The 25,125-nt window shown below is 67.8% G+C and carries 26 protein-coding genes and 2 pseudogenes; 16 read left to right on the top strand and 12 right to left on the bottom strand.

Going from position 1 to position 25,125, the window contains the following annotated elements:
• Position 1: 1 nt before the first annotated feature.
• Positions 2–457: a MerR family transcriptional regulator gene (locus ACFXK0_RS07315; RefSeq protein ID WP_379409009.1), complete on the bottom strand. Its 456-nt coding sequence runs from the start codon at positions 455–457 to the stop codon at positions 2–4.
• 122 nt (positions 458–579) lie between these two features.
• Between ACFXK0_RS07315 and ACFXK0_RS07320 the strand changes: the two genes are divergently transcribed.
• Positions 580–936 (top strand): Imm51 family immunity protein, encoded by a 357-nt coding sequence (locus ACFXK0_RS07320; RefSeq protein WP_379409011.1) that lies wholly within the window; start codon positions 580–582, stop codon positions 934–936.
• A 16-nt stretch (positions 937–952) separates the two neighbouring features.
• Here ACFXK0_RS07320 and ACFXK0_RS07325 read toward each other — a convergent pair whose 3' ends face one another.
• A complete protein-coding gene (locus tag ACFXK0_RS07325; protein WP_379409012.1) occupies positions 953–1,540 on the bottom strand; it encodes a TetR family transcriptional regulator in 588 nt (195 codons plus the stop codon).
• A gap of 141 nt (positions 1,541–1,681) precedes the next feature.
• Here ACFXK0_RS07325 and ACFXK0_RS07330 point away from each other — a divergent pair, with 141 nt between their 5' ends.
• A complete protein-coding gene (locus ACFXK0_RS07330) occupies positions 1,682–3,139 on the top strand; it encodes an MFS transporter (protein ID WP_379409013.1) in 1,458 nt (485 codons plus the stop codon).
• Between the two features lie 49 nt (positions 3,140–3,188).
• Here ACFXK0_RS07330 and ACFXK0_RS07335 read toward each other — a convergent pair whose 3' ends face one another.
• The gene (locus tag ACFXK0_RS07335; protein WP_379409014.1) at positions 3,189–5,393 is read right to left on the bottom strand and encodes a glycoside hydrolase family 3 C-terminal domain-containing protein; all 2,205 of its coding nucleotides are present in this window, start codon (positions 5,391–5,393) and stop codon (positions 3,189–3,191) included.
• 108 nt (positions 5,394–5,501) lie between these two features.
• Between ACFXK0_RS07335 and ACFXK0_RS07340 the strand changes: the two genes are divergently transcribed.
• The 9 genes and pseudogenes from ACFXK0_RS07340 to ACFXK0_RS07380 all read left to right on the top strand — a co-directional run bounded on the left by ACFXK0_RS07340 (position 5,502) and on the right by ACFXK0_RS07380 (position 13,875).
• On the top strand, positions 5,502–5,843 hold the full coding sequence (locus ACFXK0_RS07340; RefSeq protein WP_379409016.1) for a metalloregulator ArsR/SmtB family transcription factor: 342 nt from the start codon (positions 5,502–5,504) through the stop codon (positions 5,841–5,843).
• 14 nt (positions 5,844–5,857) lie between these two features.
• The gene (locus ACFXK0_RS07345; protein WP_379409017.1) at positions 5,858–6,349 is read left to right on the top strand and encodes a DUF2071 domain-containing protein; all 492 of its coding nucleotides are present in this window, start codon (positions 5,858–5,860) and stop codon (positions 6,347–6,349) included.
• Between the two features lie 195 nt (positions 6,350–6,544).
• The gene (locus ACFXK0_RS07350) at positions 6,545–7,060 is read left to right on the top strand and encodes a hypothetical protein (RefSeq protein WP_379409019.1); all 516 of its coding nucleotides are present in this window, start codon (positions 6,545–6,547) and stop codon (positions 7,058–7,060) included.
• A gap of 119 nt (positions 7,061–7,179) precedes the next feature.
• Entirely contained in the window at positions 7,180–8,709 is a 1,530-nt protein-coding gene (locus tag ACFXK0_RS07355) for a DNA mismatch repair protein MutS (RefSeq protein ID WP_379409020.1), read from the top strand.
• Positions 8,700–10,184, top strand: coding sequence for a DNA mismatch repair protein (locus tag ACFXK0_RS07360; protein ID WP_379409022.1), 1,485 nt, complete (start codon positions 8,700–8,702; stop codon positions 10,182–10,184). The genes ACFXK0_RS07355 and ACFXK0_RS07360 overlap by 10 nt, the downstream gene beginning before the upstream one ends.
• A gap of 525 nt (positions 10,185–10,709) precedes the next feature.
• Positions 10,710–11,624: a phosphatase PAP2 family protein gene (locus ACFXK0_RS07365; protein ID WP_379409023.1), complete on the top strand. Its 915-nt coding sequence runs from the start codon at positions 10,710–10,712 to the stop codon at positions 11,622–11,624.
• Between the two features lie 183 nt (positions 11,625–11,807).
• The gene (locus tag ACFXK0_RS07370; RefSeq protein ID WP_379409025.1) at positions 11,808–11,984 is read left to right on the top strand and encodes a hypothetical protein; all 177 of its coding nucleotides are present in this window, start codon (positions 11,808–11,810) and stop codon (positions 11,982–11,984) included.
• A 282-nt stretch (positions 11,985–12,266) separates the two neighbouring features.
• Positions 12,267–12,470, top strand: a pseudogene (locus ACFXK0_RS07375) (hypothetical protein); the annotation flags it as partial.
• A 418-nt stretch (positions 12,471–12,888) separates the two neighbouring features.
• Positions 12,889–13,875 (top strand): YdcF family protein, encoded by a 987-nt coding sequence (locus ACFXK0_RS07380; protein WP_379409181.1) that lies wholly within the window; start codon positions 12,889–12,891, stop codon positions 13,873–13,875.
• Positions 13,876–14,009: 134 nt separating this feature from the next.
• Here the strand turns inward: ACFXK0_RS07380 and ACFXK0_RS07385 are convergent.
• Positions 14,010–14,274, bottom strand: a pseudogene (locus ACFXK0_RS07385) (Tn3 family transposase); the annotation flags it as partial.
• A gap of 360 nt (positions 14,275–14,634) precedes the next feature.
• Positions 14,635–15,201, bottom strand: a complete 567-nt coding sequence (locus ACFXK0_RS07390; protein ID WP_379409182.1) for a LysE family translocator — start codon at positions 15,199–15,201, stop codon at positions 14,635–14,637.
• Here ACFXK0_RS07390 and ACFXK0_RS07395 point away from each other — a divergent pair.
• Positions 15,141–15,749 (top strand): hypothetical protein, encoded by a 609-nt coding sequence (locus tag ACFXK0_RS07395; protein ID WP_379409026.1) that lies wholly within the window; start codon positions 15,141–15,143, stop codon positions 15,747–15,749. The two genes, ACFXK0_RS07390 and ACFXK0_RS07395, sit on opposite strands and share 61 nt — an antisense overlap.
• 129 nt (positions 15,750–15,878) lie before the next feature.
• Entirely contained in the window at positions 15,879–16,829 is a 951-nt protein-coding gene (locus tag ACFXK0_RS07400; RefSeq protein WP_379409028.1) for an aminoglycoside phosphotransferase family protein, read from the top strand.
• A 25-nt stretch (positions 16,830–16,854) separates the two neighbouring features.
• Here ACFXK0_RS07400 and ACFXK0_RS07405 read toward each other — a convergent pair whose 3' ends face one another.
• Positions 16,855–17,403, bottom strand: coding sequence for a hypothetical protein (locus tag ACFXK0_RS07405; protein WP_379409029.1), 549 nt, complete (start codon positions 17,401–17,403; stop codon positions 16,855–16,857).
• Between the two features lie 103 nt (positions 17,404–17,506).
• Between ACFXK0_RS07405 and ACFXK0_RS07410 the strand changes: the two genes are divergently transcribed.
• Complete coding sequence (locus tag ACFXK0_RS07410) at positions 17,507–17,746, top strand: hypothetical protein (RefSeq protein ID WP_379409030.1); 240 nt, start codon at positions 17,507–17,509, stop codon at positions 17,744–17,746.
• A gap of 65 nt (positions 17,747–17,811) precedes the next feature.
• Complete coding sequence (locus ACFXK0_RS07415; protein WP_379409032.1) at positions 17,812–19,017, top strand: site-specific integrase; 1,206 nt, start codon at positions 17,812–17,814, stop codon at positions 19,015–19,017.
• 17 nt (positions 19,018–19,034) lie between these two features.
• Here the strand turns inward: ACFXK0_RS07415 and ACFXK0_RS07420 are convergent, their stop codons facing one another.
• Positions 19,035–19,640, bottom strand: a complete 606-nt coding sequence (locus ACFXK0_RS07420) for a TetR/AcrR family transcriptional regulator (protein WP_379409034.1) — start codon at positions 19,638–19,640, stop codon at positions 19,035–19,037.
• 123 nt (positions 19,641–19,763) lie between these two features.
• On the opposite strand from ACFXK0_RS07420, the gene ACFXK0_RS07425 reads away from it, so the two are divergent.
• Positions 19,764–21,425, top strand: coding sequence for an MDR family MFS transporter (locus tag ACFXK0_RS07425; RefSeq protein WP_379409035.1), 1,662 nt, complete (start codon positions 19,764–19,766; stop codon positions 21,423–21,425).
• A gap of 71 nt (positions 21,426–21,496) precedes the next feature.
• Here the strand turns inward: ACFXK0_RS07425 and ACFXK0_RS07430 are convergent, their stop codons facing one another.
• The 5 genes from ACFXK0_RS07430 to ACFXK0_RS07450 form a co-directional block, all read right to left on the bottom strand.
• Positions 21,497–21,676 carry a hypothetical protein gene (locus ACFXK0_RS07430; RefSeq protein ID WP_379409037.1) on the bottom strand — a complete coding sequence of 60 codons (180 nt, stop codon included), beginning with the start codon at positions 21,674–21,676 and terminating at the stop codon, positions 21,497–21,499.
• Positions 21,677–21,765: 89 nt separating this feature from the next.
• Positions 21,766–21,972 (bottom strand): hypothetical protein, encoded by a 207-nt coding sequence (locus ACFXK0_RS07435; RefSeq protein WP_379409039.1) that lies wholly within the window; start codon positions 21,970–21,972, stop codon positions 21,766–21,768.
• Between the two features lie 77 nt (positions 21,973–22,049).
• Positions 22,050–23,192: a hypothetical protein gene (locus tag ACFXK0_RS07440; RefSeq protein ID WP_379409040.1), complete on the bottom strand. Its 1,143-nt coding sequence runs from the start codon at positions 23,190–23,192 to the stop codon at positions 22,050–22,052.
• Positions 23,193–23,587: 395 nt separating this feature from the next.
• Complete coding sequence (locus ACFXK0_RS07445; protein WP_379409041.1) at positions 23,588–23,923, bottom strand: helix-turn-helix domain-containing protein; 336 nt, start codon at positions 23,921–23,923, stop codon at positions 23,588–23,590.
• Positions 23,920–25,044 (bottom strand): tyrosine-type recombinase/integrase, encoded by a 1,125-nt coding sequence (locus ACFXK0_RS07450; protein WP_379409042.1) that lies wholly within the window; start codon positions 25,042–25,044, stop codon positions 23,920–23,922. Before ACFXK0_RS07450 ends, ACFXK0_RS07445 begins: the two co-directional genes overlap by 4 nt.
• Positions 25,045–25,125: the final 81 nt, after the last annotated feature.

The raw sequence follows: 25,125 nt of genomic DNA on the forward strand, positions 1-25,125 counted from the left end.
CCTACTTCGCCGGTTTGAGCTGCTTCACCAGCGACCGCGCGACGATCGCGAGCCGGTCGGCCTCGGCGTCGTCACCGGCCGCGGCCGCGCGCCAGTACTCGATCTTGATCTCGACATACTGCTGCCGGATCCCGATCAACCGTGCCTCTTCGGCCAGGCGTTCGGCCCGCTCGCTCAGCAACGCGATCTGTTCGTCGGCGGCGGCGGTGCCGAGCTGTCCGTTCTCCCCATAACGCCGCATATCGCTGACCGACATGCCGGTGGCAGCCAGACACGCGACGCCGACGAGCAGGTTCAGGTCCTCGTCGGTGTACACGCGATGCCCGCTGGTCGCACCCCGGCCCACCGGCGCGATCACCCCGATCGACTCGTAGTAGCGCAACGTGGTGGCGGGTAGCCCGGTCAGCGCCGCTGCTTCCTTGATCGTGTAGGTGTGCTCGCCGATCTTCGCTGTCACTTCATCCACGATAAAAACTTCGAGCACTCGAAGTCAATGGAAGTATTCGCAGGTCGGACCGGCGCACCGACAGACCACGTGATCCCAGGAATGTGTCGGACCGGTGGGTTAGGTTGCGACACATGACCGATCGAAGTTCTTTCGCACCGCTGACCTTCTTCGAATACGACCACCAGCCCGGCACCTACTGCCTGATGCTCACCGACAGCGAGATGTCCGAGGGTGCGGAGGTCTTCGACGAGGCCGGATACGAGGCCAGCGGTTACAGCTGGACCGGTATCGCCCGCGCGGCGCTGACGGTGCGTGCCCCGGAACTGGTCGATCGGGTGAAGTTCGATCCCGAGGCGGGAATGATGGTGGCATACGGGTCTGATGCCGACGCGCTGCGCACGCTGGGCACCTACCTGCAGGAAGCGTTGCGGGACAGGACCGTCCTGGCCGGGTTCTTGGCCGCGGGCGATCCGGAATGGTACGACTGACCACACCTGGTCGAGGTCACACTTTCTTCAGCGCGTTGAAGATCAGGTCGCCGTAGATCCGCCACTGTTCGGGGTCGCGTTCCTGCTGGCGGAACAGGCTGCCCGCGACGCCGCCGAGCAGCACTTTGACGTGTTGGGCGGTCACGTCCTCGCGGATGACGCCCTGTCGCTGGCCGGCGGTGATGATCGGCTGCAGTGATCCCGGTTCCTGCGCCGGGGTCGTCGCGGGGAGCGCTTCGGCGAGGGCGCGGTCGTTGGCGAGGCGCTCGACGGTGTCGGCGAGCATGTCGCGCAGGATCGTGAGGGGGTCACCGCCGGCGTTCAGTTGTTCGAGGGCGGCCAGGCCGCGGCGGTGGAACCAGGCGCGCTGATACTGCGCGACCGCCTGCACCAGCGCGTCTTTGGTGGGAAAGCTGCGGTAGACGGTCGCTTTGCCGACCCCGGCTCGCTCGGCGACCTGCGGAATGGTCGCGTCGATGCCGTGTTCGGCGAACACTTCTACCGCCGCGGCGACCACCCGTTCGTGATTGCGCCGGGCGTCGGATCGTTTGTTGGACCAGTCGACGTCGTCGTCGGGCAGCGGGTCGGGCTCGGGAGCGGTCACAGTGCGATTGTGCCGAATCGGGCAGTAGCGATGATCACAACGGCTCCCTCTGTTTTAAACGGACTCCGAGGTCCACTATAGTTCTATATGGACTTCAAGGTCCACTTACTGGCTCGCGGACGCACGGAGGCGTGAAAACCCATGACAGAACTGACAACCCGGGAGCCGGAGGCCGCACCCGGCTCCGGCGGACTCGGGGCCAATCTCCTGTTCCTCGCACTGGCCGCCGCCGCGTTCGCGCTGGCCCAGACCGCGATCGTGCCCGGCGTCATGATCCTGGGTCACGAACTGGGCGCGAGCACCGCCGATGTCGGCTGGGTGCTGACCGCATACCTGATCTCGGCGGCCATCCTCACCCCGGTCTTCGGCCGCCTCGGTGACATGTACGGCAAGAAGAAGCTGCTCGTGGTCGCGCTCGCGCTGTTCGCGCTCGGCAGTGTGATCGGCGCGCTCGCGCCCTCGATCTGGGTACTCGTCGCCGCCCGGGTGATCCAGGGTGCCGGTGGCGGCATCTTCCCGCTCTGCTACGGCATCATCGGCGACACCTTCCCCGCCGAGAAGCGCGCTGGCGCACTGGGTCTGATCTCCGCGCTGGCCGGCATCGGCGCCGGTGGCGGCCTGCTCATCGGCGGCCTGCTCATCGACCACCTGTCCTGGCAGTGGGTGTTCTGGTCCGGTGCCATCATGTCGGTGATCGCGCTGGTCGGCGTGCTGCGGGTGCCCGAGCGCAGCATCCCGACCCCGGGCCGCATCGATGTCGTCGGCATCGCCCTGCTCAGTGTCGGCCTCACCATGCCCCTGCTCGCCCTGAGCCGCGGCGCCACCTGGGGCTGGACCGACGCGCGCACCCTCGGCCTCATCATCGGCGGCCTGGTCGTGCTGGTCGGTTTCGTCTTCTTCGAGAACCGCACCACCGAACCGCTGATCGACATGCAGGTGCTGCGCCGGCCGATCGTGCTGATCACCAATATCGCCATGCTGCTCTTCGGCGCGGGCATGTTCGCGGTGTTCTCGCTCATCCCACAGTTGGCGCAGGCACCCGACACCGGCGAATACGGTTTCGGGATGGACGCGACCGGTTCGGGCCTGCTGATGGTCCCGGGCTCGATCGCCATGCTGGCCGCAGCGGTGGTGGCCGGACGTCTGGTGGCCCGAGTGCGGGCCGCGGTGCCGCTGGTCATCGGCGCGTTCATCGCCGCGGCGGGTTTCGCTGCACTGGCGCTGGCACACGGGTCCCAGGGCGCGGTCGTCGCGTTCACCGTGGTGACCTTCGTCGGTATCGGCCTGGGCATGGCGGCGATGCCGAACCTGATCATGTCCGCGGTGCCGGCGGAGAAGACCGCGGAGAGCACCGGCGTCAACGCGCTGATCCGTTCGGTCGGTTCGTCGATCGGTTCCCAGGTGGCGGCCACCGTGCTGGCCGGCAGTATCGTCGCCGGGTCGGCACTGCCGACGGATTCGGCGTTCTCGACCGCGTTCTGGATGGCGGCCGGTGCGATCGCGCTGGCCGGTGTGGTCGCGGCGTTCATCCCGAAGGGCGGTACGCCCGCCGCACCGCCTGCCACCGAGCCGGAACTCGCTGTCGCGCTGGCGAAGTAGTGACCACGACACCCCCGGGCCGCGAGTCGCCCGGGGGTGTCGCGCACGCTCAGTTCGCCGGATCGAGCAGTGTGTCGATCTTCTCCGGTGCGACACCGAAATTGGCGAGCCGGTTCAGCGGCACCGAGGCGATCATCTTCATGATGTTCACGCCCAGTGCCGCGCCGCTGTCTGGAGCGCCCGCGCCGAACACCTCCGCCAGCGCGGCGGCGGCCGCGGGGTCGGTCAGTACTTCACCGAGGGTGGAGGACGCGGTGATCGGGACCCGCACGTCGTCACCGGTGAGTTCGATCTCGCCGTCGACGCGCAGGTCCCGGCTCGACGCACCCACCCACACCCGGTAGGTTCCGCCCTCGACCACCCACTGGTCGGTGCGGGTCTCCCAGTACGCCAGCTGATCTCGGTCGACACTGATCGAAACATGTTCGCTCGCACCGGGTTCCAGGTCACCGGTGACCGCGATGGCGGCCAGCTCACGGATCGGCCGCGACACCGCCGAGCCCGGCCGTCCCGTATACACCTGGACCACTTCGCGGCCCGCGCGGGCACCGCTGTTGGTGATGTCGACCTCGACGGTGAGCCGGGAACCGTCGGTGGCCAGTGTCAGGCCGGTGTAGTCGAAGCTGGTGTAGGACAGGCCGTGGCCGAAGGGGTAGGCCACGTCGGCGGCACGGATGTCGTACCAGCGGTAGCCGACGAACAGTCCTTCGCCGTAGCGGGCGTGACCGTTCTCGCCGGGGAACCACGGGTAGGCCGGGGTGTCTTGCAGGCGCAGCGGCACCGTTTCGGCCAGCCGCGCCGAGGGGTTGACGACGCCGAACAGAACGTCGGCGAGTGCGCCGCCACCGGCCTGGCCCAGCAGTGCGGCGTCGAGCACCGCGGGCGCGGTGACCGGCGGCTGTGCCAGTACCCCGCCGTGGGAGAGCACGACCACGGTGTCGGGCTGCGCCTGCACCACCGCGGTGAGCAGTTCGATCTGGTCGGCGGGCAGGTCGATATCGGTGCGGTCGAATCCTTCGGACTCCTGGCTCTCGCCGAGGCCGAGGAACACCACGGCGACCTCGGCGCGCGCGGCGGCGGCGACCGCTTCGGCGCGCAGTGCCGCCGGGTCGGCGTCGTCGGCGGCATCGAAGCCACGGCTGAACGACACCTCCGCCTCGCCGGCCAGGGCGCGGATCTCCTCGAGCGGCACATCCACCCGGGTCGGGTTGACGTGTGAGCTGCCGCCACTCTGATAACGCGGTTCCACGGCGAAGGCGCCGATGACCGCCAGCGACCGGCCCGCGGCCAGCGGCAGCAGTTCGCGTTCGTTGCGCAACAGCACGACACAGCGCCCGGCGACTTCGCGCGCGAGCCGATGGTGGTCCTCGACGGCGAAGGCCGCGAGATCGCGTGCCCGACCCTGCGTCACGCGGTCGGCGAGGACGGCGACATTGGCCGCGACCCGGTCGACGCTCGCCTCGTCGAGGATGCCCGCGCGCACCGCAGCCACGACCTTCTCGTCACCGCTGCCACCACCGGGCATCTCGAGGTCGAGTCCGGCCGCGACGGCGGCGGGCCGGTCCTCGACCGCACCCCAGTCCGAGACGACGACACCGTCGAATCCCCATTCCCCGCGCAGGACATCGGTGAGCAGCCACCGGTTCTGGGAGGCGTAGACGCCGTTGATCCGGTTGTAGGAACACATCACCGTCCACGGTCGCGCGGAGCGCACGATGTGGGCGAAGGCCCGCAGATAGATCTCGCGCAAGGTGCGGGGGTCGATGTCAGAACTGATCCGCATCCGGTCGAATTCGGCGTTGTTGGCGGCGAAATGCTTCAGCGAGGCACCGACACCGACGCTCTGCAACCCGGTCACCCAGGCCGCGCCGAGCACGCCGGTCAGAGCCGGGTCCTCGGAGTAGTACTCGAAGTTACGGCCGCCACGCGGGTCCCGCTTGATATTGATGCCGGGCCCGAGCAGGACATCCACGCCGAGCTCGCGCGCTTCCCGGCCCAGCGCCTCCCCCACGCGCCGTACCAGGTCGGGGTCGAAACTCTGGCCGAGGCCGACCGCGGGCGGGAAGCAAGTCGCGGGTTTGCTGCCCGCCAGTCCGAGGTGATCGGTGGCGCCGTCCTGGCGGCGGACACCGTGCGGGCCGTCGGTGAGCAGCAGCGAGGGCACCGGGCCGACCGCTTTCGTCGTCCAGAAGTCGGCGCCACTGCCGAGCGCGGCGCGCTCCTCCAGTGACAGCGCGGTGAGGTCGGTGGTCATCGAAGCTCCCTCGAGTGATCGCGCGGACATCAACCCTGCCCACGGTACGTGTCGGTGGAGCAGCAGCACATACCTTCTTTATTCGCTATTTAGCTACAGTGCTAAATTATGAACATGACCGAGTTCGGGCCTGAAGAGGAGGCCGGAGTGTTCCGCGCGCTGGCCGACTCCACGCGCCGGCAGATCTTGGAGGACCTCCGCTCCGGCGAGTTGACCGCTGGTGAGATCGCCGCGAGGTTTCCGATCAGCGGTCCCTCGATCTCCCGGCATCTGGGCGTACTCAAGGCAGCCGGGCTCGTCCGAGAGCGACGAGCCGCCAATCGGATCTTCTACTCGCTGGTCGAGGAACGACTGGCGCTGTGTGTCGGCAGGTTCCTGAGCGCGATCTGCCCGGAGCAGGTCATCGTCAGACAGCGCAGACCGCGAACCACCGAGAACAGGGCAACCTGATGAGACCTCCGCGGATGTCCAGCGTCGTCGAGCGACGCCTGCTGGTGAACTACCGAGTAGACCCTGATGCCGCCGCGAGCTCGGTGCCGCCGCCGATGCGACCTCAATTGGTTGGCGGTTGGGCGGTTGCCGGCATCTGCCTGGTCCGCCTCGGCCAGTTCCGGCCCAGTTGGCTACCCGGCTGGGCCGGGCTGCGCACCGAGAACGCCGCACATCGCATCGCGGTCGAGTGGGACGGTCCGCAGGGACGCTCGACCGGTGTGTACATCGCGCGCCGCGACAGCGGTTCGGCGATCAATGTCGTTGCCGGTGGCCGACTGTTTCCCGGTGAGCACAGTCTGGCGAGGTTCGACGTGCGGGAGACGGCGCAGGACCTGCATGTGGCCTTCACCAGCCAGGACGAGACGGTTTCGGTGAGCATGGATGTCCGGCCGGTCGATATCCACTCGGTTCGGTCCACGGTCTTCGACGACCAGAACCGGTTCCCGCCAGGCACCGCGGGGTAACCAGGGGTGCTGTTTCAGCCGAGCGCCGCAGCCGACCGCCCGGGGGGCTAACCTGCCACCTGGAATACCTCGGCATGGCAGCAAGAAGGCACAAGAATGCGCGTGACAGCGAAGACGGGTCGATTCGTCCTCCAATGGGCGGTAGCGGCATCGGTAGTGATGACACTCGTCGGCTGTGCAGAGTCTCGAGGAACCATGGACGTGGCGACCAGCGCGCCCGGGACCCCGACGGCCGTCAGTACACAGCCGCGCGGCATCGAGGGCATGAACCAACCGTGCTTCCCACAACCAGGCTTCTATCCGGCGGCGGACGCTTACGCCGGTCCCGCACCGCATCCGGTCGCGGTGTTCGCCAACGACTACGGCGCGATTTGGACTACGCCGCTGCAACCTCCCGAGTGGATGAACCAGTCGGACCCGCTCCGATATCAGCTTGTCGTATGTCTGGGAACCAGCCAGGACGGCGGCGAGCTGATCCAGGCTTGCGAATTCCTCGGGGACAAGCGACTACCGCTGTTCCGTGGGCGATACGTCGCCAAGGTCTACGAGGCGAAGTCGGCAAAGCTGCTGGGCACCGAGGTGATTCTCGGGGACCTCTACGGCGGGTGCCCGATGGTGGTGCGGTTCACGCCGAACGAGCGGCAATGGCTGTTCTCGAATCCGGACCTGATCGAATTGCAAAGGGTGCTGGGCAAATACGTCTACCGATGACCAGGGCGAGGTCATCGCGGTGCGGCTCCGGGTGTCGCGCCTTGACGATCGGCGCACTGCTCCCTACCCTCCGGTGGCGGACAACCGAGGCACGGAGACCGTGGAGCGAGGGGGCGCCGATGTTCGCCGAGAGTGTGCTCTGGCCGCGGGAGCCGTCGACGGTGGCCGAGGTGGTCGTCGACGAGGCGACCGTGGCGGATCTGCGGCTGGATCAGGTGATCGCCGCGGTTGTCGGGTCCCCGGACGAATTCGGGCTCGCGGCACTGTTGCGGCGGCCGGTGCGCGACCGTGACACCGTGCGCTACCGCCAGGAAGTCTTCGCGGATCTGGCCGTCGACGAGATCCGGGCGGTGTTCGACGATTTCGCGGCCGGTCTGCGACGGGTGCGGCGGCGCAGCGACGGCGCGGCCCGCCTGCAGCATCCGCGCCAGCGGCAGCGCTGGCATCTGGACGCGGCCGCCGACTATCTGGCCGCACTCACCACGACAGCTGCGGCGTTGCCGTCGCTGCCGCTGACCTCGCGCGCGCTGCGGCAATGGCGCACAGCCGTCCTCGACGCGGTCGCCGGCCCCGCCGTCACCGAACTCGCCGAACAGGTACGCACGGTACGCGAAGCGCTGGCCGCGGTCCGCTACAGCGTCCGCGTGCTCGACACCGGCACGCTCGCGGTCGGACCCGACGACGACACTTCCGACTACACGGCCACGATCACCGAACTGCTGGCACGCTTCGGCGCGGGCCCGCCACCACCACCGCCGCCCACCCAGCCGGAGTGGCCGGACATGAACCAGATGGAAGAACAGATCCTCGACCGGGTCGCGGCGCTGGCACCGCAGGCGTTCGGGCAGCTCGCGGCCTTCGCCGACCGATCCCCCCGCTTCGTCGATCCGGCGGTCGCGAGCTTCGACCGGGAGATCCATTTCTATCTGCGCTACCTCGATTTCGCCGCCACCCTGACCGAGCCGCTGTCACTACCGCGGATCCTCGACGCACCCGGCGACATCGGCGCCGAAGACGCCTTCGATATCGCGCTGGCCGCCAAACCCGGCCGGACCGGACCGCTGGTGTGCAACGACTTCGAGCTCGCGGACCCGGAACGGGTGCTGGTGGTCACCGGCCCCAATCAGGGCGGTAAAACCACCTTCGCCCGTATGGTCGGCCAGCTGTGTTACCTGGCGGCGCTGGGTTGCCCGGTGCCGGCACGGTCGGCACACCTGGCCTTGCCCGACCGACTGACCACCCACTTCGAACGCGCCGAGCAGGCAGGCGACGCCGATGGGCGGCTGCTGGCCGAACTCGGACGAGTCCGTGAAACCCTCGACAACGCCACCGCCGACAGTGTGCTGATCCTCAACGAGAGCTTCAGTTCGACCAGCACCCTCGACGGTGTCCGGATCGGCGGACAGGTACTGGACCGGATCATCGCCGCGGGGTCGGTGGCGGTGTGGGTGACCTTCTTCGACGAACTCGCTGCCGCACGCCCGGAAACAGTCAGCATGGTCGCCGCGACCGACCCCGCGGATCCGGCGCGGCGCACCTTCCGGATCGTGCGCCGCGCGGCCGACGGCCAGGCACACGCGGTGGTGCTGGCGCAACGCTACGGCCTCACCTACGGTCTCGTGACCGCGAGGATGACCGCATGCGAGTGAATCTGCTGCACCCGCCCGGTCGGGTCCCCGCGATCGCGGTCAACGGGGAGCGCGTGGTCACCGATCTGGGTCTGGAGTCGCTGTTCACGGCGATGGCCACCGACGATCCGCTGATCGCGCAGGTCGTCCGCGCGACGGTGCCCGCCACGATCACCGATCCGGCGGTCATCGCCTACCGGCAGGCCGTGCTGAGTGACTGCATCACGCATCCGGATGCGGTCCGGGAGCTCTACCGGATCGCGGTCGCGCCGACGCGGATCCGGCGCTGGCCCACCGGCGAAGGCCGGCGTGCGGGCGGCAAACTGGTGCTGTCGCTGCCACCGTTCGGTGAGCTGCTGGACTGCCTGCGCCTGTTGCGGGCGCAGTGCCGCCGTCACGCCACCGATTTCACTTCCACCGGTCTGCGGGCCCTGGTCGCCACGGTGACCGACCACTTCGACGACGACTACCTCGACGCGGTCGAACAACAGTTGACCGCACTGCATTTCGATGACGGTATCCATCTGGGTGCCGGTCTCGGGATCGGCAACAAGATCGCCGATATCGTCCTGCACGACCCGTTGCCGCCGCGCCGGACCCGTTTCGGGTTCGACCGGCGTGCCGCGCAGACTTTCCAGCCGATCGAGGATCCCGAGGCCAGATCCAATCCGACACTGAATCCGATTGTGCAGCTGCGTAATCGAGCACTGGCCGAGGTGGCCGAGGTCGTCGGTTACGCAGCCGACCACATCCACGGCTTCTTCGAACGGTTGCGCACCGAACTCGCCTTCTACATCGGCTGCCTGAACCTGCGCGACCGCGTGACCGCGGCCGGGGTTCCGACCTGTCTGCCTGCCGTGGCCGCCGCCGGCGATGTGGGTCCGCGGTGTGCGGGTTTGCGTGATGTCACGCTGTGCCTGACCGGTGGCCGGGAGGTCGTCGGCAACGATCTCGACGCGACCGGCCGCGAGCTGCTGGTGGTCACCGGCGCCAACAACGGCGGCAAGTCGACGTTCCTGCGCAGTGTCGGCGCGGCCCAGGTGATGATGCAAGCCGGTATGTTCGTGGTCGCCGAGAGCTTCCGGGCCCCGGTCCACACCGGGATCTTCACCCATTTCGTCACCGACGAAGACCGCACCATGACCTACGGCAAACTCGTGGACGAACTGGTCCGGATGCGCGCGATCGTGGACCGGATCGGGCCCGGGGCACTGTTGCTGTCCAACGAGTCGTTCGCCTCTACCAGCGAACACGACGCCGACCATATCCTGACTCCGCTGGTGACCGCGCTCGTCGATGCCGGAGTGCGGCTGGTGCTGGTCACCCACCTGTTCGACTTCGCCCGTCGGCGCCACGATCGCGCGCTGGCCGGTGATTTGTTCCTGCGCGCGGGTCGGCTGCCCGACGGCCGGCGCACCTTCCGGCTCGTGCCCGGCGCACCGGAGCCGAGCAGTCATGCCGAGGAAATCTTCCGGCAGGTGTTTCCGGAGGGATAGTTCGGCTCGCGCATGGCTTGTGGGGACGGTTTGAGTAGCGGCGCAGGTTCTCGGCCTTGCGGCGACGGGAGTTCGCCATGACTTCGAGGGCTGACCCCGGATTCTCCGAGGTGGGTCAGGGCCGAGTGTCGGAGCTCGTGCAGGTCCCAGCCGGTTGCGGCCCGTCGACCGCAGTGGCAGCGTCGAGCAGGGTCGCGGTCGCGCCAGCGCCACCAGGCGGTGAGCTCCGGTACCCGGACGCCGACGGCTCTGAGACCCGCACCTCGGAGAATCCGAGTGGATCGAGATCAGCGGGGAATACGCGAGCCGGGTGCCGCACTTCCCGCTGGCCCGCCCGCGGGATCCGGCCAAGGGCCGCCCGAACGCGCCGACGCGCGCTACTGACTGTCAGCCCCGGGCCGGAGTTAGGTTGCTGGTATGCATCCGGGAAACCCTTCGGCGGCGTTGCCACCGCGATCGGGTGAACAACACCAGCCACCAAGCACCGGCGAACCCGCCGCGGCACCCATGGGCGGACGCGACGGTTTGTCGTCGCGGCGGTGGCCGCTGCTGGCCGCCGCCAGCGCCGCGGGCGCGGTCGCGGTGTATCTGGCGGCGGTACTCACCAGCACCGGGCAGGCACTCGAGAACGCCGCGCTGCGCGGCGCGGACCAGGCAGGAGCACGTGATGAGGCACGGGCCTGGGCGAGCCTGGACCAGATCACGGTGTACTCGCTGGCGGTCGCGGTGGCGATGATCGCGGTGATCGCGCTGCTGCGTCGGCGCGTCGATCTGCTGGTCGCCGGAGTCGGGGTGATCGTCGCCGGGCAGCTGGTCACCCAGGTCCTCAAGCGGTGGGTACTTCCGCGCCCGGAATTGGTGGACACCACCGGCGGTTTCACGGCCAACAGCCTGCCCAGCGGGCACACCACCATCGCGATGACGGTGTGCTTCGCCATCGTGCTCGTTGCCCCCTACCGGTGGCGCGGACCGGCCATGCTGATCGTCGCGTTCTGGGCAGTGGGCATCGGCCACTTCACCTTGACCGCGAAATGGCATCGTCTCAGCGACACCCTCGCCGCCGACGCGATCTCGCTGGCCCTGGCGTGTCTGGCCTCGTGGTGGCTGGCGCGGCGCGGCGCGCTCGCCCGCGACACCGGCCCGCGCCGTATCGTGGCCGTGCTGGTGGCGGCGTTGCTGTCGGTCTGGGCGCTGATCAGCCTCGCCCTGGGATGTGTGCTGTGGGTGGTCCCGCTGCGCACGGAAGGCCTGGACACCGCTCTGGCCGAAGACGACTGGAACATCTATCTCGGCGCCACGGCCTTCGCTTCGGCCGGATCGGTACTGGCCGCGCTGGTGTTTCTGGCCGCCTGGCACCGCCTCGACACCACACCCACACCGGGCCGGCCGCCCCCGCCCTCGGCACCGGCATCCGGCGACCACGGACCGGCCGGGCGGTGACCGGGGGCATGCCGAGTCGTTCGTCGAGACCTGGACCATCTGCATCGGTTGCGGAGGGAAACACCCGCTGTCCGCAATCCGATGGTTTGCCCGAAGTTGTCTATTACAGTGAACTCGTTCATCCGATCACAGCGAGGAGTCCACGTGCGCAAGTCACTAGCTACCGTAACCGTCGCATGCACCATGACCGCCGGGGCCGTACTCGCCGGCGCAGGGGCCGCCGGAGCCACCCCCGCCCCGCCCTCACCGGCGTGCTCGCTGGTCTCCTGGCCGCTGGTGTTTCTGGTCGAGGCCACCGGCGGCGCGTCGAGCCCGCTGCTGCCGCTGGCCGATTCCATCCAGGCCATGGTCTGCCCGTAACCCCTCTGCCGGTGACCGGTCATCACCCGGTTCCCGACGAAAACGCTGCGTCAGCGAATTCGCGGCGCGAACCCTCGCGGCAGGAAACTCCGCGTCTGCTTCGAAAGGTATGACCAGATGAAGCGTGTACTGATCGCGGTCGCCGGCGCGGCCCTGATCTGTGGTGTCGGGGCCTGTTCCAACGATTCGGACCCGGCGCCGGCGACGAGCACCAGCGCACCCGCGACCACGACCACGACAACCACCCCCGTGGGCACGACACCGCCCACACCGCCCACAACCGGCGAACGCGGCGCCGACGGCTCTACCGGCAACGGGCTCAGCGCCGAATACTGCGCCCGCAACGAGGATCCGGGATGCCCGGCCGGCTCCTACGTCGGCCCCAGCGCCATCCCCAACCCCAACGGTGACGGCACCTGGGTGCCCTGTGAGGGCACCGTTTGCACCAACCCCAACCACGGGGCAGGCCCGGACGGCACCGTCCCGCCGGTCGATCCCACCACCACGGTCCCGCCCGCTACCACCACTCAGCCCGCCGCCGAGCGGGTCGAGGGCGCCCCTTGCGAGGGCGACGGCCGCTGGGTGCATCTCGAGGGTGGCAACGCCGGCCATTACGGCACCGAATGGCTCTGCCAGCACTGAACACCGACACCGGCGGGTGAGGAACATGCACCTGGCGCATCCCGCCCGCCGGTGACCGACCGCCAGCGATGGCCTCGCGTCGACTGAGGGGCGAGTACGGGTGCCGGACCGCCGGTCTCGCGGTGAACTCCGCAGCGGCGACACCGGGATCGGCCGCTCTGCCCCTCGGGCGCTCGAGCGCAACGCGCGGTCCGGCTCACCTGAGACGACAGCGTGTCGGACCACGGCGGGCAACCTTGCAGTTACGGTGAGCGGCGTGGTGATGATACTGATCGGGGTGTGTCTGCTCGCGGTGTTCACGGTGCGCTTTCGCAAAGAACGGCGCCGCTTCGGCAACGGAGTGCTGTTGCTGGCCGGGCTGCTGTTCACCGCGGGCGGACTGCTGACCTCCGGCGTGGAGGACTACGGCCCGGGAATCGGTGTGGCGCTGCTGTTGCTGCTCTCCCCCCTGCTGATCGTGATCCTCGCCGGTCTGCTGATCTGGAACGGGCTGGTCATGCTGCGCCGCGAAGGCACCCGGATCGCGAACGCGCTGTCACTGGCAGCTGGGGTGGGCCTGCTGGCGCCCTACCTGGGGCTGGTGGTCGCGGTGGTCTCGGGCTGGAAGTGGGAACTGGTCGCGCTGGTGTCGATCACCCTCGTCGCCTCCTACCTCGGGTTCGTCCTCGCGGTGTTTGTGACCTATTCGCTGGTCTATGCCTGGACGACCGAACCCGTCGGCGCCGCGATCGTCGTGCACGGTTCCGGGTTGATCGGTGACCGCGTCCCGCCGCTGCTGGCCGCACGCCTGGACCTCGCCGGACAGCTCTGGGCCGCCTGCCGCGCCGCCGGTGCGGACCCGTTACTGGTCACCAGCGGCGGGCAAGGACCTGACGAGGCGGTCAGCGAAGCCACGGCGATGGCCACCTATCTGCGCGAGCGGGGCGTTCCCGACGAACGGATCCTGCGCGAGGACCGATCAGTCAACACGCGCGAGAACCTGCGCTACAGCGCGCAACTGCTGGCCGAGCACGCCATCACCGGCGACATCGTGCTCGTCACCTCGAACTTCCATGTGCTGCGGACCGCGCTGCTGGCGCGATCACTCGACGTCGACGCGCACGCCGTCGGCGCCCCGACCGCCCGCTATTACCTACCCAGCGCCCTGCTGCGCGAATACATCGCAATCCTCGCCGAACACAAGATCGGCAACACCGTGACGTGTCTGGTCCTGGCAGCGATCCCGATCGCCGTAGCCATCGCAACGTAAGCGGCCCTTGGATCCTGCGCACCAGTTCGGCGCGCAGACGAGCCCCACCCACGAAACGCCCTCGCCATACCTCGGGCCGATCTCATGAACGTCGCTGTCGGCGGTGTGGTTCTGAGCGTCGATGTCGGCAGCGCCCGCGAACCCGTAATACTCGGTGGTCCAGGCGATCACGGTGTTGGTGGCCAGGGTCAGACACCACTCTTGCTCGGTCTGGTCGGCGAGCTGGCCGGGCCCGGATCATGCCCTCATGGGCGTAGAGCAGCTCACGGCGCAGCGCGCAGGGATTCGCCCCCTGTTGAGCGGGCGAGCGATCTTGTGCAGGCAGTCCGGATCGGCCAGGTACTTCGCGGCGTAGATGGTGCGCCGCAGCGCCCAGTACACCTTCATGGCCGCGACCAGACGATGAGCACCTTGGCTGCGCGCAGGGTGTCCTCGCGTACATACCATCTGTCGGTCCAAGACAAGCGCGATCGCCTCGGCCGGGTCGGCTTTCGCCGAGATCGACTGATCGAACGTGCCACGACCTCGCCGACTACGCGGTGCGGGCGTTGCTGGCCGCGCCCGGCGGGGCGAGCGCGGCGCTGCAGGTCGCTGTTCGTGCTCGGCCACGACGCCCCCGCACAAGATCAGCTCGTGCAGCAGGCACACATCCGTCTCCCCGTCCCGTCCGCCACCGAGACGACGACGCCCGCACATGTGGCACAGCTCGAGTCGGCGGTATCGAACCGGCAGCGCTCACAGGCCTGCATGCCATCGTGTTCAGGCCCCGAAGAATACGATCGTCTTCGGATTGGTCGCACCGACAACGAAACCCTGCCGGAACACCCGAGCACCGTCGGCACCGGGCACCGCCGACCGCAACACCTCCGCCAACTGCCGACGCCGCCGAAAAGTCGAGACACCCAAGTAGATCAAATATCCGGCGCCGATCACCTTCACCACCAGAAACAGCACCGTCGAAGCCATCAGCACCGCCCCCAGCCCGAACACCACGGCCACCAACGGCACGAACGACCCCGCCACCGCACCCACCACCGACAACACCGCCGACCGCCGCCCCACCGTCAGCGCCCGCCCGATCGCAAACAACACATTCGGCCCTGGAATGACAATGATGACCAGCGCGGCAACAGCAAAAGCGGCAGCATGCCCGAATGGAACACCGCCCCGACCACGATCCCCGACGAAATCCCGTGCGGTCGAACAGCATTGCGCACCGAGCAGGGGCCGGAAATCATGGCACAGCAGATCGTAGACTCGGAGCAGTGATCGTCGCTGTGGAAGGACCGAGCGCTGCCGGTAAGACGACGTGGTGCAAGAGGGCAGGACTGCGGTTCGTTGCCGAGTACCTGCCGACCAGGGTGGAGCCGGACGGGTCCGATCCGGAGGAGCAGGCGCGGTATTGGACCGAGGTGAATGCGCGGCGATGGATGCGAGCCCGGGAGCTGGAGGAACAGATCGGTGTCGCGGTCTGCGACAGTGACCCGCTGAAGCTGCACTACAGCTGGTGTCTGGCGGCGGTGGGCGCGGGACCGGTCGTGCGGTTCGAGCGGGAACTCGCCGCTGTCCGTCAGGCGTTCACGCAGCGGCGACTCGGGTTCGCCGACGTGGTGTTGTTGTCGATACCCGAACCACAGCAGTTGGCGGCACAGCGCGCCGGGGATCCGACCCGGCGGCGCAGACACTTCGAACTGCACGCACAGCTGGCCGAACCACTACGCCAGTGGTATTCGGCGCTGGGCCGGCTCGATCCGGGTCGCGTCGTAGACGGCTTTCCCACCGAACTCGGCGACGCGATACCGGAGGCACCGCGCACAGATCGGTGCGACCGGGACCTGCTCGACAGCCTGGTCGACGAACTTCCCGCGCTGTGACATGTACGGAACCGGGTTCAGCCAGCACGATCAGCATCTGCGCCGCCGCGAGCCTCGATGCGGCGTCCACCCGCCACGCCGACCGAAAATTGTTCGCGCCGCCAACTCCCGCATGGCACCATCGCCGCCATGACTGCGACCATGACCGCCGACCAGCTCGCTGCCCGCACCGCCCGGGCCGTCGCCGCCGCCGTCGGCGCAGGCCGCGAGCGAGGGCTCACGGTGCACGAACCGGTGGTATTGCACGACGTGTTCTCGGTGGTGGTGCATCTCGCACCCGCGCCGGTCGTGGTCCGTGTACCCACCGTGCTGCCCATCGGAACCGACCTCGACGACATCACGCACCGCCAGCGCACCGAACTCGCGCTCGTGTCCTGGCTGAACGCCCAGAACGTGCCGGTGATCGCGCCGAGCCCGCTCGTCGCCACCGAACCCGTGCACCGCGACGGCTTCTCGATGACGTTCTGGCAGTACGTCGAACGAGACCTGACCACCGAACCCGACTACGTTCGCAATGCCGCACTCGTCGCCGACCTGCACCTCGCCTTGCGCGACTACCCAGCGGAACTCCCGTTCCTCTCCGCAGCCGAACCGCGCACCGTCACCGCCGGACTCGACGCCCTCACCGGATGCCCCGAACTCCTCCCCGCCGCCGACCTCGAACGAGCCAGGATGGAATGGGCGCTGCTCGAACCGCTGGCCTCCTCCCGTATCGCCTTCGATGCCGAATTCCCCGGCACCACCCTGCAACCCGTCCACGGCGACGCACCCGCCTACAACATCGTCGCCACCCCCACCGGCCCGCTCTACGCCGACTTCGAACTGGTCACCCTCGGCCCCGCGGAATGGGACCTCGCCGCCTTCGGCCCCGACGCGGCCGCCGCCTACGACACCGCGGCCCAGGGCCTCGGCCTGCGCCGCCTCGACGCGCGTGTCCTGCGATTCGTCGAAGCGATCGGCATGGCACGCACCATCGCCTGCCTCCCACTGGTCGCCCGGCAACCGATCCTCGGCCCCGCCCTCGCCCCCGCGATCGACCAGTGGCGAACTCAGCCCTTCGCAGGCGGGATCTTCGACTGAAGCCGGCTCGCGCGCGGCTATGAGTTCACCGTGCGTCACCCTCGGCGACACGCATCGCCCACACGTAGAACCGCACCGGGTCACCCAGCGTCGCCCGCGCCGCGGGCCGGGCGAGGACACCGTTGGCCGCCGACAGCAGGTCGTACAACCCCAGATATCCCCACTCCCACAGCATGCTGTCGAAGTTGTAGGACATCATCGCCGGCTCGACCCGTCCACGGATCCCGGCGATGCCCGCCGTGGACAGTCCGGCCCGCCGCAGGCGGTCCTCGGTGGCCCGCTGGGTGTCGTCGTCGAAGATGGTGTCCAGGAACGGTTCGAGCAGATCAGACCAGATATCCGGACGGTTGCGCACCGTGATCGCGTTGGCCGTGCAGAACTCGGTCAGCTCCACGCGGTGCGCCGCGGGCACGAACAACGTCTCGCCATGGATCGTCCTGATCTCCGGCGGTATACCGGCCGGCTCGGCATCGCGGATCCCGGCCACCGCGAGCACCCCGTCCGGATACACCGACGCGCCCGCGAAGGGGTAGTCGACGAAGCGGATCTCGGCATCGGCCAGCACAACCTGCATCGGTCCATGATGGGCGCGGGCGACTCGCCGGAAAACGTGTCGGTTATCACTCCGGGGCCTACCATGTTGACAACGGCTGTAATCAAAACGTTAGGTTTCAGACATGGTACGCACCGGAGCAGCAATCACCGACCCGGACGAACTGAATGTTCCTCTGCCCCAGCAGCATCCGGCACGTCTCGAACTCGTCGACACCACACCCAGCACCGACGCGACCCCCACCGACGCCGTCGATGACCATTTTCCGCGACTGGGCGACACCAGTTTCCTCACCACCGCCGCCCGGCACCGCCTCGCCGCCTACATCCACACCAAGCTCGCCGAACTCGCCGAAATGCCGTGAACGCCACGCCGATGACTAGGATCGACCCGTCATCGGCGACACCAGCGCAACACGACAGGAGAGGCGTGGACAGCGACGCAGCAGTCGTACTGCCCGAACGGGTCCGCACCGAACTGCGCCGGGGAGTTCGCAGCGTCCTGGTCGACACCGCCGCCCTGCGCCTGGTCCGCGAACGCTTCGACGACAACCAGGCCGGCGCCCTGCGCCGCTACCTCGAAGCCTCCCAATCAGCCAACACTCTGCGCGCCTACCGCACCGACTGGATCGCCTGGGCTGGCTGGTGCCAGATCGAACACCGCCAGGCACTACCCGCCGACCCCCTCGACGTCGCCGTCTACCTGGCCGCCTCCGCCGACGCCCGCCGCGACGACGGCACCTGGGCTTTCAGCCCCGCCACCCTGGACCGCAAATCGGCCGCAGTCGCCGCCGTTCACGCCGCCAACGGCCTGCCCTCACCCACCCGCTCCGACGTCGTCCGGCTCACCCTGCGCGGCATCCGCCGCACCCGCCGCACCCCACCCACCCGCAAACGCCCTGTCCTGCTGCACACCCTCGACCAGCTCCTCGCCGAACTCCCCGCACCCGCTTGGCCCACCGAACCCGCCCGCCGCCGCGACACCCTCGCCCTGCTCGTCGGCTTCGCCGGCGCCCTGCGCCGCAGCGAACTCGCCGGCCTCCGGATCAGCGACGTGCACGTCCGCACCGACCACACCACCGGCGAACCACTGCTCATCGTGCACCTGCCGACCACCAAAACCGACCCGACCGGCGCCGCCGAACAACGCGTCGCCCTGCCCCGTGGCACCCACCCCCGCACCTGCCCCGTCTGCGCCTACGCCGACTGGGTCCGGCTACTCGAGATCCACGCCGACGGCGGCGACCCGGGCACCAAAACCTGGATCACCACCCACCCGCCCACCGACAACGCGATCCACCGCTGCCACGGCTTCACCGGCACCCGCCTGAGCAACAACTCGGACCGACCCCTCTTCCCCACCATCAACCGGCACGGATCCATCGCCGCCACCGCCCTGTCCGGCCGCGCCGTCGCCGAACTGATCAAACGCTACGCCGCCCGCGCCGGCCTCGACCCCGCCCTGTTCTCCGGTCACTCCCTACGCGCCGGCTTCGCCACCCAAGCCGCCCTCGGCGGCGCCAGCGACCGCGAGATCATGCGCCAGGGCCGCTGGGCCAACCCGCGCACAGTGCACGGCTACATCCGCACCGCCAACCCTCTCGAAGACAACGCGGTCACCAAACTCGGACTGTGAACCGCCGGTAGCGATGCTCATTCTTCCGGGAGCCGGCCGCTCGGATCTGTCTGTGCGGTGATCAGCGGAAGGAAGATGGTGTCGACGATCTCGGAGATGACAGCGTCGGTGGCGGCCTGCCGATGTATCAGCATTTCCTGCCGGAGCAGATCGAACGGTAACGACCTGATCCTGTCGGTGACCCGAGCCGGGTCGACCTCACCCCGCGCCGCGGCGCGATCGAAGATGATGTCGAGCGCGCCGGGTCGTTCGGTGGCGAGCAGTTTGCGTAGATCACTGGGACTCGTACCGGTGGCCTCGTAGTATTCCGCCACCTGCACGCTCAGTGCGGTCATCAGGCCGACGCGAGTCTGGTTGATCTCCGACATCAGTTCGAGGACATCACCTCGCAGCGATCCGGTGTCCGGCACGGATAGGCGATGCCGTTCGAGGATGTGCCGCAAGGTAGCCCGGAGTAGGTCGGCCTTCTCGGGCCATCGCCGATAGATCACCGGGCGGCTGGTGCGCGCCCGCGCGGCGACGGATTCCATCGTCAAATTCGCGTATCCGGTCTCGGCCAGTTCGGCCCAGGCCGCGTCGAGCAGGGCTGTCTCCAGCGCTGCCCCCCGCCTACGTTCCATCATTCCGCCTCCTTTAAGGAACAGTTGCGCATCTTATTCGAAGGGGCTATCGTTACCCGCCGTAAGATACGTGTTTGCATCTTATCGCCATCTGACCGAAGCGCCAACTGCTGGAAGAGAGATTTCATGACCACCACCGCCACGGTGGAGCCGGACACGTCCGAGTCAGGCAGCCACCAGAGGAACGTGGGCCTGCTGTTCGCAGGACTGATGGTGACGATGCTGCTGGCCTCGCTGAACCAGACGGTGCTGTCGACGGCGTTGCCGACGATCGTCGGCGAACTCAACGGTGTCGACCACATGACATGGGTGATCACCTCCTACATCCTCGCCTCGACGATCGTGATGCCGGTCTACGGGAGCATCAGCGACCGCCTCGGTCGAAAGCCCGTCCTCATCGCCGCGATCGTGCTGTTCCTCGCCGGATCGGTCGTCGGGGCGCTCGCTCAGGGGATCGGCGTGCTCATCGTCGGCCGAATCGTCCAAGGTATCGGCGGCGGCGGCCTGATGATCCTGTCGCAAGCCGCGATCGCGGACGTCGTCCCCGCCCGCGACCGCGGCAAGTACATGGGGCTGATGGGGGCGGTATTCGCGGTGTCTTCAGTCGCCGGCCCCCTGCTCGGCGGATGGCTCACCGAGGGCCCCGGCTGGCGCTGGGCGTTCTGGATGAACGTGCCCCTCGGCGCACTGGCCATCGCCGCAACCGTGGCATTCCTGCACCTACCCAAGGTTGCCGCCACCGTCCGCCCGAAGATCGACTACCTCGGCATGTCACTCATCGCCGCCGCGACCACAGCCGTCGTCCTCGTCTGCACCTGGGGCGGTGGGACCTACGAGTGGATCTCACCGCAGATCATCGGGCTCGGCGTAGGGGCGGCCGCGCTGGCCGCACTGTTCGTATTCGTCGAATCCCGCGCCGAGAGCCCGGTCATGCCGCTGACGTTGTTCAAGGACCGCAGTTTCGTCCTGACGACGATCGCCGCCCTGATGATCGGCATCGCGATGTTCGGTGCCGTCGGCTATATGCCGACCTACATCCAGATGGTTTCCGGCGTGAACGCGACCGAGGCTGGACTTCTGATGATCCCGATGATGGGCGCGCTCCTCATTGCCTCCACCTTCTCGGGTCAGGTGGTGTCGAAGACCGGCCGGTACAAGATGTTCCCGATCATCGGATCGGTGATCATGGGCGTCGGACTCACCCTGCTCTCGACCATGCACGCGAACACCGCGACATGGGTGATGTGCGCGTACCTGGCCGTGCTCGGCTTCGGCATCGGGCTCGGCATGCAGATTCTGACGCTGATCGTGCAGAATGCATTCCCAGCAAGGGTCGTCGGCACCGCCACCGCGTCCATCAACTACTTTCGTCAGGTCGGTGCCACGATCGGATCCGCTGTCGTCGGCTCGGTGTTCGCGTCCAGGCTGGCGACGCTGCTGCAGGAGAAGCTCGGCGGAGTCAACGACCCGAGCGGTGCCGCCGGCTCAGGCATGAAGTCGCTGACGCCGGCCTCGGTGAACGCGCTTCCCGACGCTGCGCGCATCCCGATCGTGGAATCCTACAATGACGCCTTGCTGCCGATCTTCCTGTTCATGGCGCCGCTCGCGGTGATCGCGGTGATCGCCCTGTGGTTCCTCGAGGAGAAGCCACTCAGCGAGCAGGTCGAGCACGAGATCTCGGCCGAATCACTTGCCGAGGGGCAACTTCTGGTGACCGACCTCGACGACCCGGCCGAGGCGGCCACTCCAGCCCGGATCCCGGCCGCATCGCGGGTTCACGACAGATGACAGGAAGTGTTCGAGTCGCCAGATGGCCCTGGCGACTCGAACGGGGGTTCCGGACTGGTGAGATCGCGTATTCAACTGTCGCGGGTTGTCGATGGTTTCCAACCCTCGGGCGACCGGAACCGGGGTGCGGTGACGTGGGGGCTCCAGGTGGCCGCGATTTCGGTCGCGAGCTTGGTTGTGGTGACGTGGTGGTAGCCGAGATGATCGTCGGCGACGACCGGACGGGCAGCGAGTGCAGAGACGACGTGCATGAAGCTCGTCCTCTCGTCCGCGGCGCGAGCACCTGCAGTCGGTGGCGAGAGCGGCGCAGTCGGTGCAGATCGGCCCGCACGACTCCGGCTCAGTAGGGGCCAATGGCGAAGAAAACCGCATTCGGTCTGCGGAATTCGAACGGCAGTTCGTCATCCAACCAGTCCTGATGGACGCCCCCATCGAGCTGTCCGACGCCCTCACCCACGATCACACGCCATGTCAGTGGCTGCAGTTTTCCGATCACCCGACAGGGAAGGCTTCCTGGCACCCGGGTCCGGTGGACTTCGTAACGCATGGCCGTCAGATTACCGACATCCGCACTGTTGGATGTCTCCGATATCGGTGCCTAACGGAGTCACGGACTGGTGCGTATCAATTGTCGCGGGTTGTCGACGGTTTCCAGCCAGCGGGTGACCGAAGCCGGGGTGCGGTGACGTAGCGGCTCCAGGTCTCTGCGGCCTCGGCGGCGAGCTTGGTTGTGGTGACAGGGTGGTAGCCGAGGGCGTCGGCGACGACCGGGGCGGGCATCTGCTGGACGTGCTGCCGCATGGCGGAGGTCCGAGCGGGAACGTTGGAGACACCCAGCGCCTTGACCAGACCACCGAGTGTGTCGGGGTGCATGGGTTGTCCGGCGCGTCGGCCGGGAAACAGCCAGCGCGAGTTGCGGTTGGTCGCGGTGTTCATGTTGGTGCGGTTCTCGATCCAGCCCAGCAGGATGTCGGCGACCGGTTCGGGGACCGGGGATGGTGGTTCGCCGAGCCGCAAGAGCACTTGGTCTCCGTCGCGGATGACGTCGTCGATGGTGAGTCGGGCGACGCGGCTGAGCGGTTGGGCGTAGAGCAGAACGATCACGGCCGCCGCGCGGGAACGCAACGGCTGGTCTTCGTCGGTCAGGATGTGCCCGATCAGCTCGATGCGGTCTTCGGGTGGCATCGGTGATGCCCGGTTCGACTGCGGGGCGGGCAGGTAGAACCGTTGGGAGAGCTTGGTTTCGATGCACCACAACAAGAATGTGCGAAGGCATGCCCGGCGATGGGGACCGTTGCCGACGTGCCAGGAGTCGATATCGGACTGGCGGCAGGTGGCGAGCGTAAGTCCTTGGTCTGCAAGCCATTCCAGGAACCGGGTTGCCTGCGTGACCTGGTCGTGGGCGCGGCGTCGGCTCGATGGGGTGATCGGTTTGCGTTCGGCTTTGGCCCGGAGCTGGGGCAACAGGTGCCAGGTGGCGTAGCGGCGGATGATTTGGGCGTGGTCCGGGTCTGTGATGATGGTGGCTAAGTGGCCGGGCAGCCAGCGTTCGAATCCGCAGATCTGTTTGTCGATGACGGGCAGAACACCGCAGGCCATGAGCAGTTCCCGCAGATGCGCCGCAGCTCGCCAGGGTTCGAGGATATGGAACGCTTCGTGGGTCAGCTCGATCTGCCCGCGTCCGAGTTCGCGCAGCAGATCCGCTGGTGTCCGAGCGCGTCCTTTGCGGGGATAGAGCCAGGTCAGGCCCGACAGTGGGTTGTTCATGACGAGCAGCCGCTCGGCCAGGGGGACAAGTTCGGGTCGGATCCGGCCGGTGCCGTCGTCGAGCAGTTCGTTGAGCTTGTCGGAGAACGTGCAGCGGGTGCAGAGGCGTCCGGCGTGGAGCTTGCCTTCGTAATCGCAGCGCGAGCACCGATAGTTCGCGGTGGTGAATCCGGCGCAGTCGGTGCAGATCGGGTCACCGGAATCCGGTGTCAGCCCCGGTAATACCCGATCGTCACCGCAGCTCGAGCAACGGCCCCGGACGCGAAGGGCTCGATCGCAGCAGGTCCGGCAGAGTGTGCCGTCGGGCCACCAAGCCGCGACATGGGCATGTCTGCCGCAACGGGCGCAATCGCGACTCTGCCATCGTGCGAGCTGTTCCCGCGTGGGTCGGCTGGTCATCCCTCGGGCAGGATGCGAGCCGGTCGGGGCCGCAGCTTCGCGACGACCGGTGGCTGGCCAGTCGTGTCGGTGGTGCCGGTCTTGCGGACCCCGGCGTTCTCGGCGGTGGTCGCAACCAGATCCGCCGGTGTGCAGGCCAGGATGTCGCAGAGCGCTGAGAGGACTTGCAGCGACATCCGTTCCGGAGTGCCCGACACCAGTCGATGGACCTGGGACGCGGACAGGTCGATGCCGCGGTCACGCAGCAGCGGAACCAGTTCGGTGGCGGTGAAAACGCCTTGGCTGGCCATGATTTCGCGCAGCCGCCAGGTGTAGCCGATGGAGCGTTTCATGCGTGTTTGCCTTTCTGGGACTTGAGGGCCGCGGCGACGGTTGCGTCCAGTCGCCGCCGCAGGGTGCGGGTGCGGAAGTCCGAGAACACGCAGGTGTAGATCGACGTTGTGCTCGCGTGCTCGTGACCGACCTGTTCCTGCACGAACCGAGGATCCCAGCCGTCTTCGATCAAATGGGTGACGTATGACCTTCGCAGCGAATGGAAGTCGACCCCGTGGTCCAGGCCCAGAGCGTGGCGGTATGCGACGAAGCGGGAATTCAGGCGCTGGCAACCGATCCGGAGCCCGCGTTCGGACGGCCAGGCCGCCGGATTGCCGTCGACGCCGAACAGCGGCCGGACCTCGGTGAACCATTCTTCAAGGACGTCGCCAGTCCAATCCCACACGGTCAACACTCCGCGTCGTTTCGGTGCCGAGCCCTTCTTGGCCTTGCCGAACCGGACCTGGCAACGGCCGAATGGGCCGAACTCCGGTGCATGCGGATTCGAGCCGAAGTCTGCCGCATCAAGCATCCGAGTCTCGTTGCGCCGCAACCCGAATGCGTAGGCCGTCTTGAACAGCGTGGCATCACGGAAGGCGGGCAACCAGCCCTTGCGGCCGAAGGCCCGAATACGGGCAACCTCGTCGTCGCAGTGGCCGAAGAACGCGTGCAGCTCCGCCTTGGTGAACGCTCTCTTCTTCGGATCGGACTCGTTGTCCTGGACGTGCGCGGCGGTGTTCCACTCGTGCACCACCTGGACCGGGTGCGTGCCGAATCGGTCCTCGCAGATCGCCGGCCACTGATAGAGCGGGTCGGTGACGAAGTGGCAGAACGCCCGGACCGCCTCGGAGTAGGAGCGGATCGTCGTTCGCTTCAGCTCACGTAGTGACCGCAGGTCTCCGAGCCATTCATCGACCATCGCCGGACTCCATTGCCACGGAAAGGCATTCACGTACGCGGTGAACGCCTTGACCGTGCGCTCCCGGCCTTCCGCCGTGGTGCGGGCCAGATTCCGGGCCAGCTGCTGATTCGCAAAGCCCGCGAGCATCGCATCGAACACCTGCTCCTCCGGCCGCAGCAGCGACACCCCGTCGACCAGATGCAACCGTGCCGCACCGGGCACCGAACCGCTGAAACCCACCAAACCGACCCACCTCCACTGGTCGCATCAGATGCGAGAAAGTCGCATCGTATGCGAGTCGTAGTGGAATCCGCAGGCAGT

This window comes from Nocardia sp. NPDC059177, from assembly GCF_042755165.1.
GTDB lineage: Bacteria > Actinomycetota > Actinomycetes > Mycobacteriales > Mycobacteriaceae > Nocardia.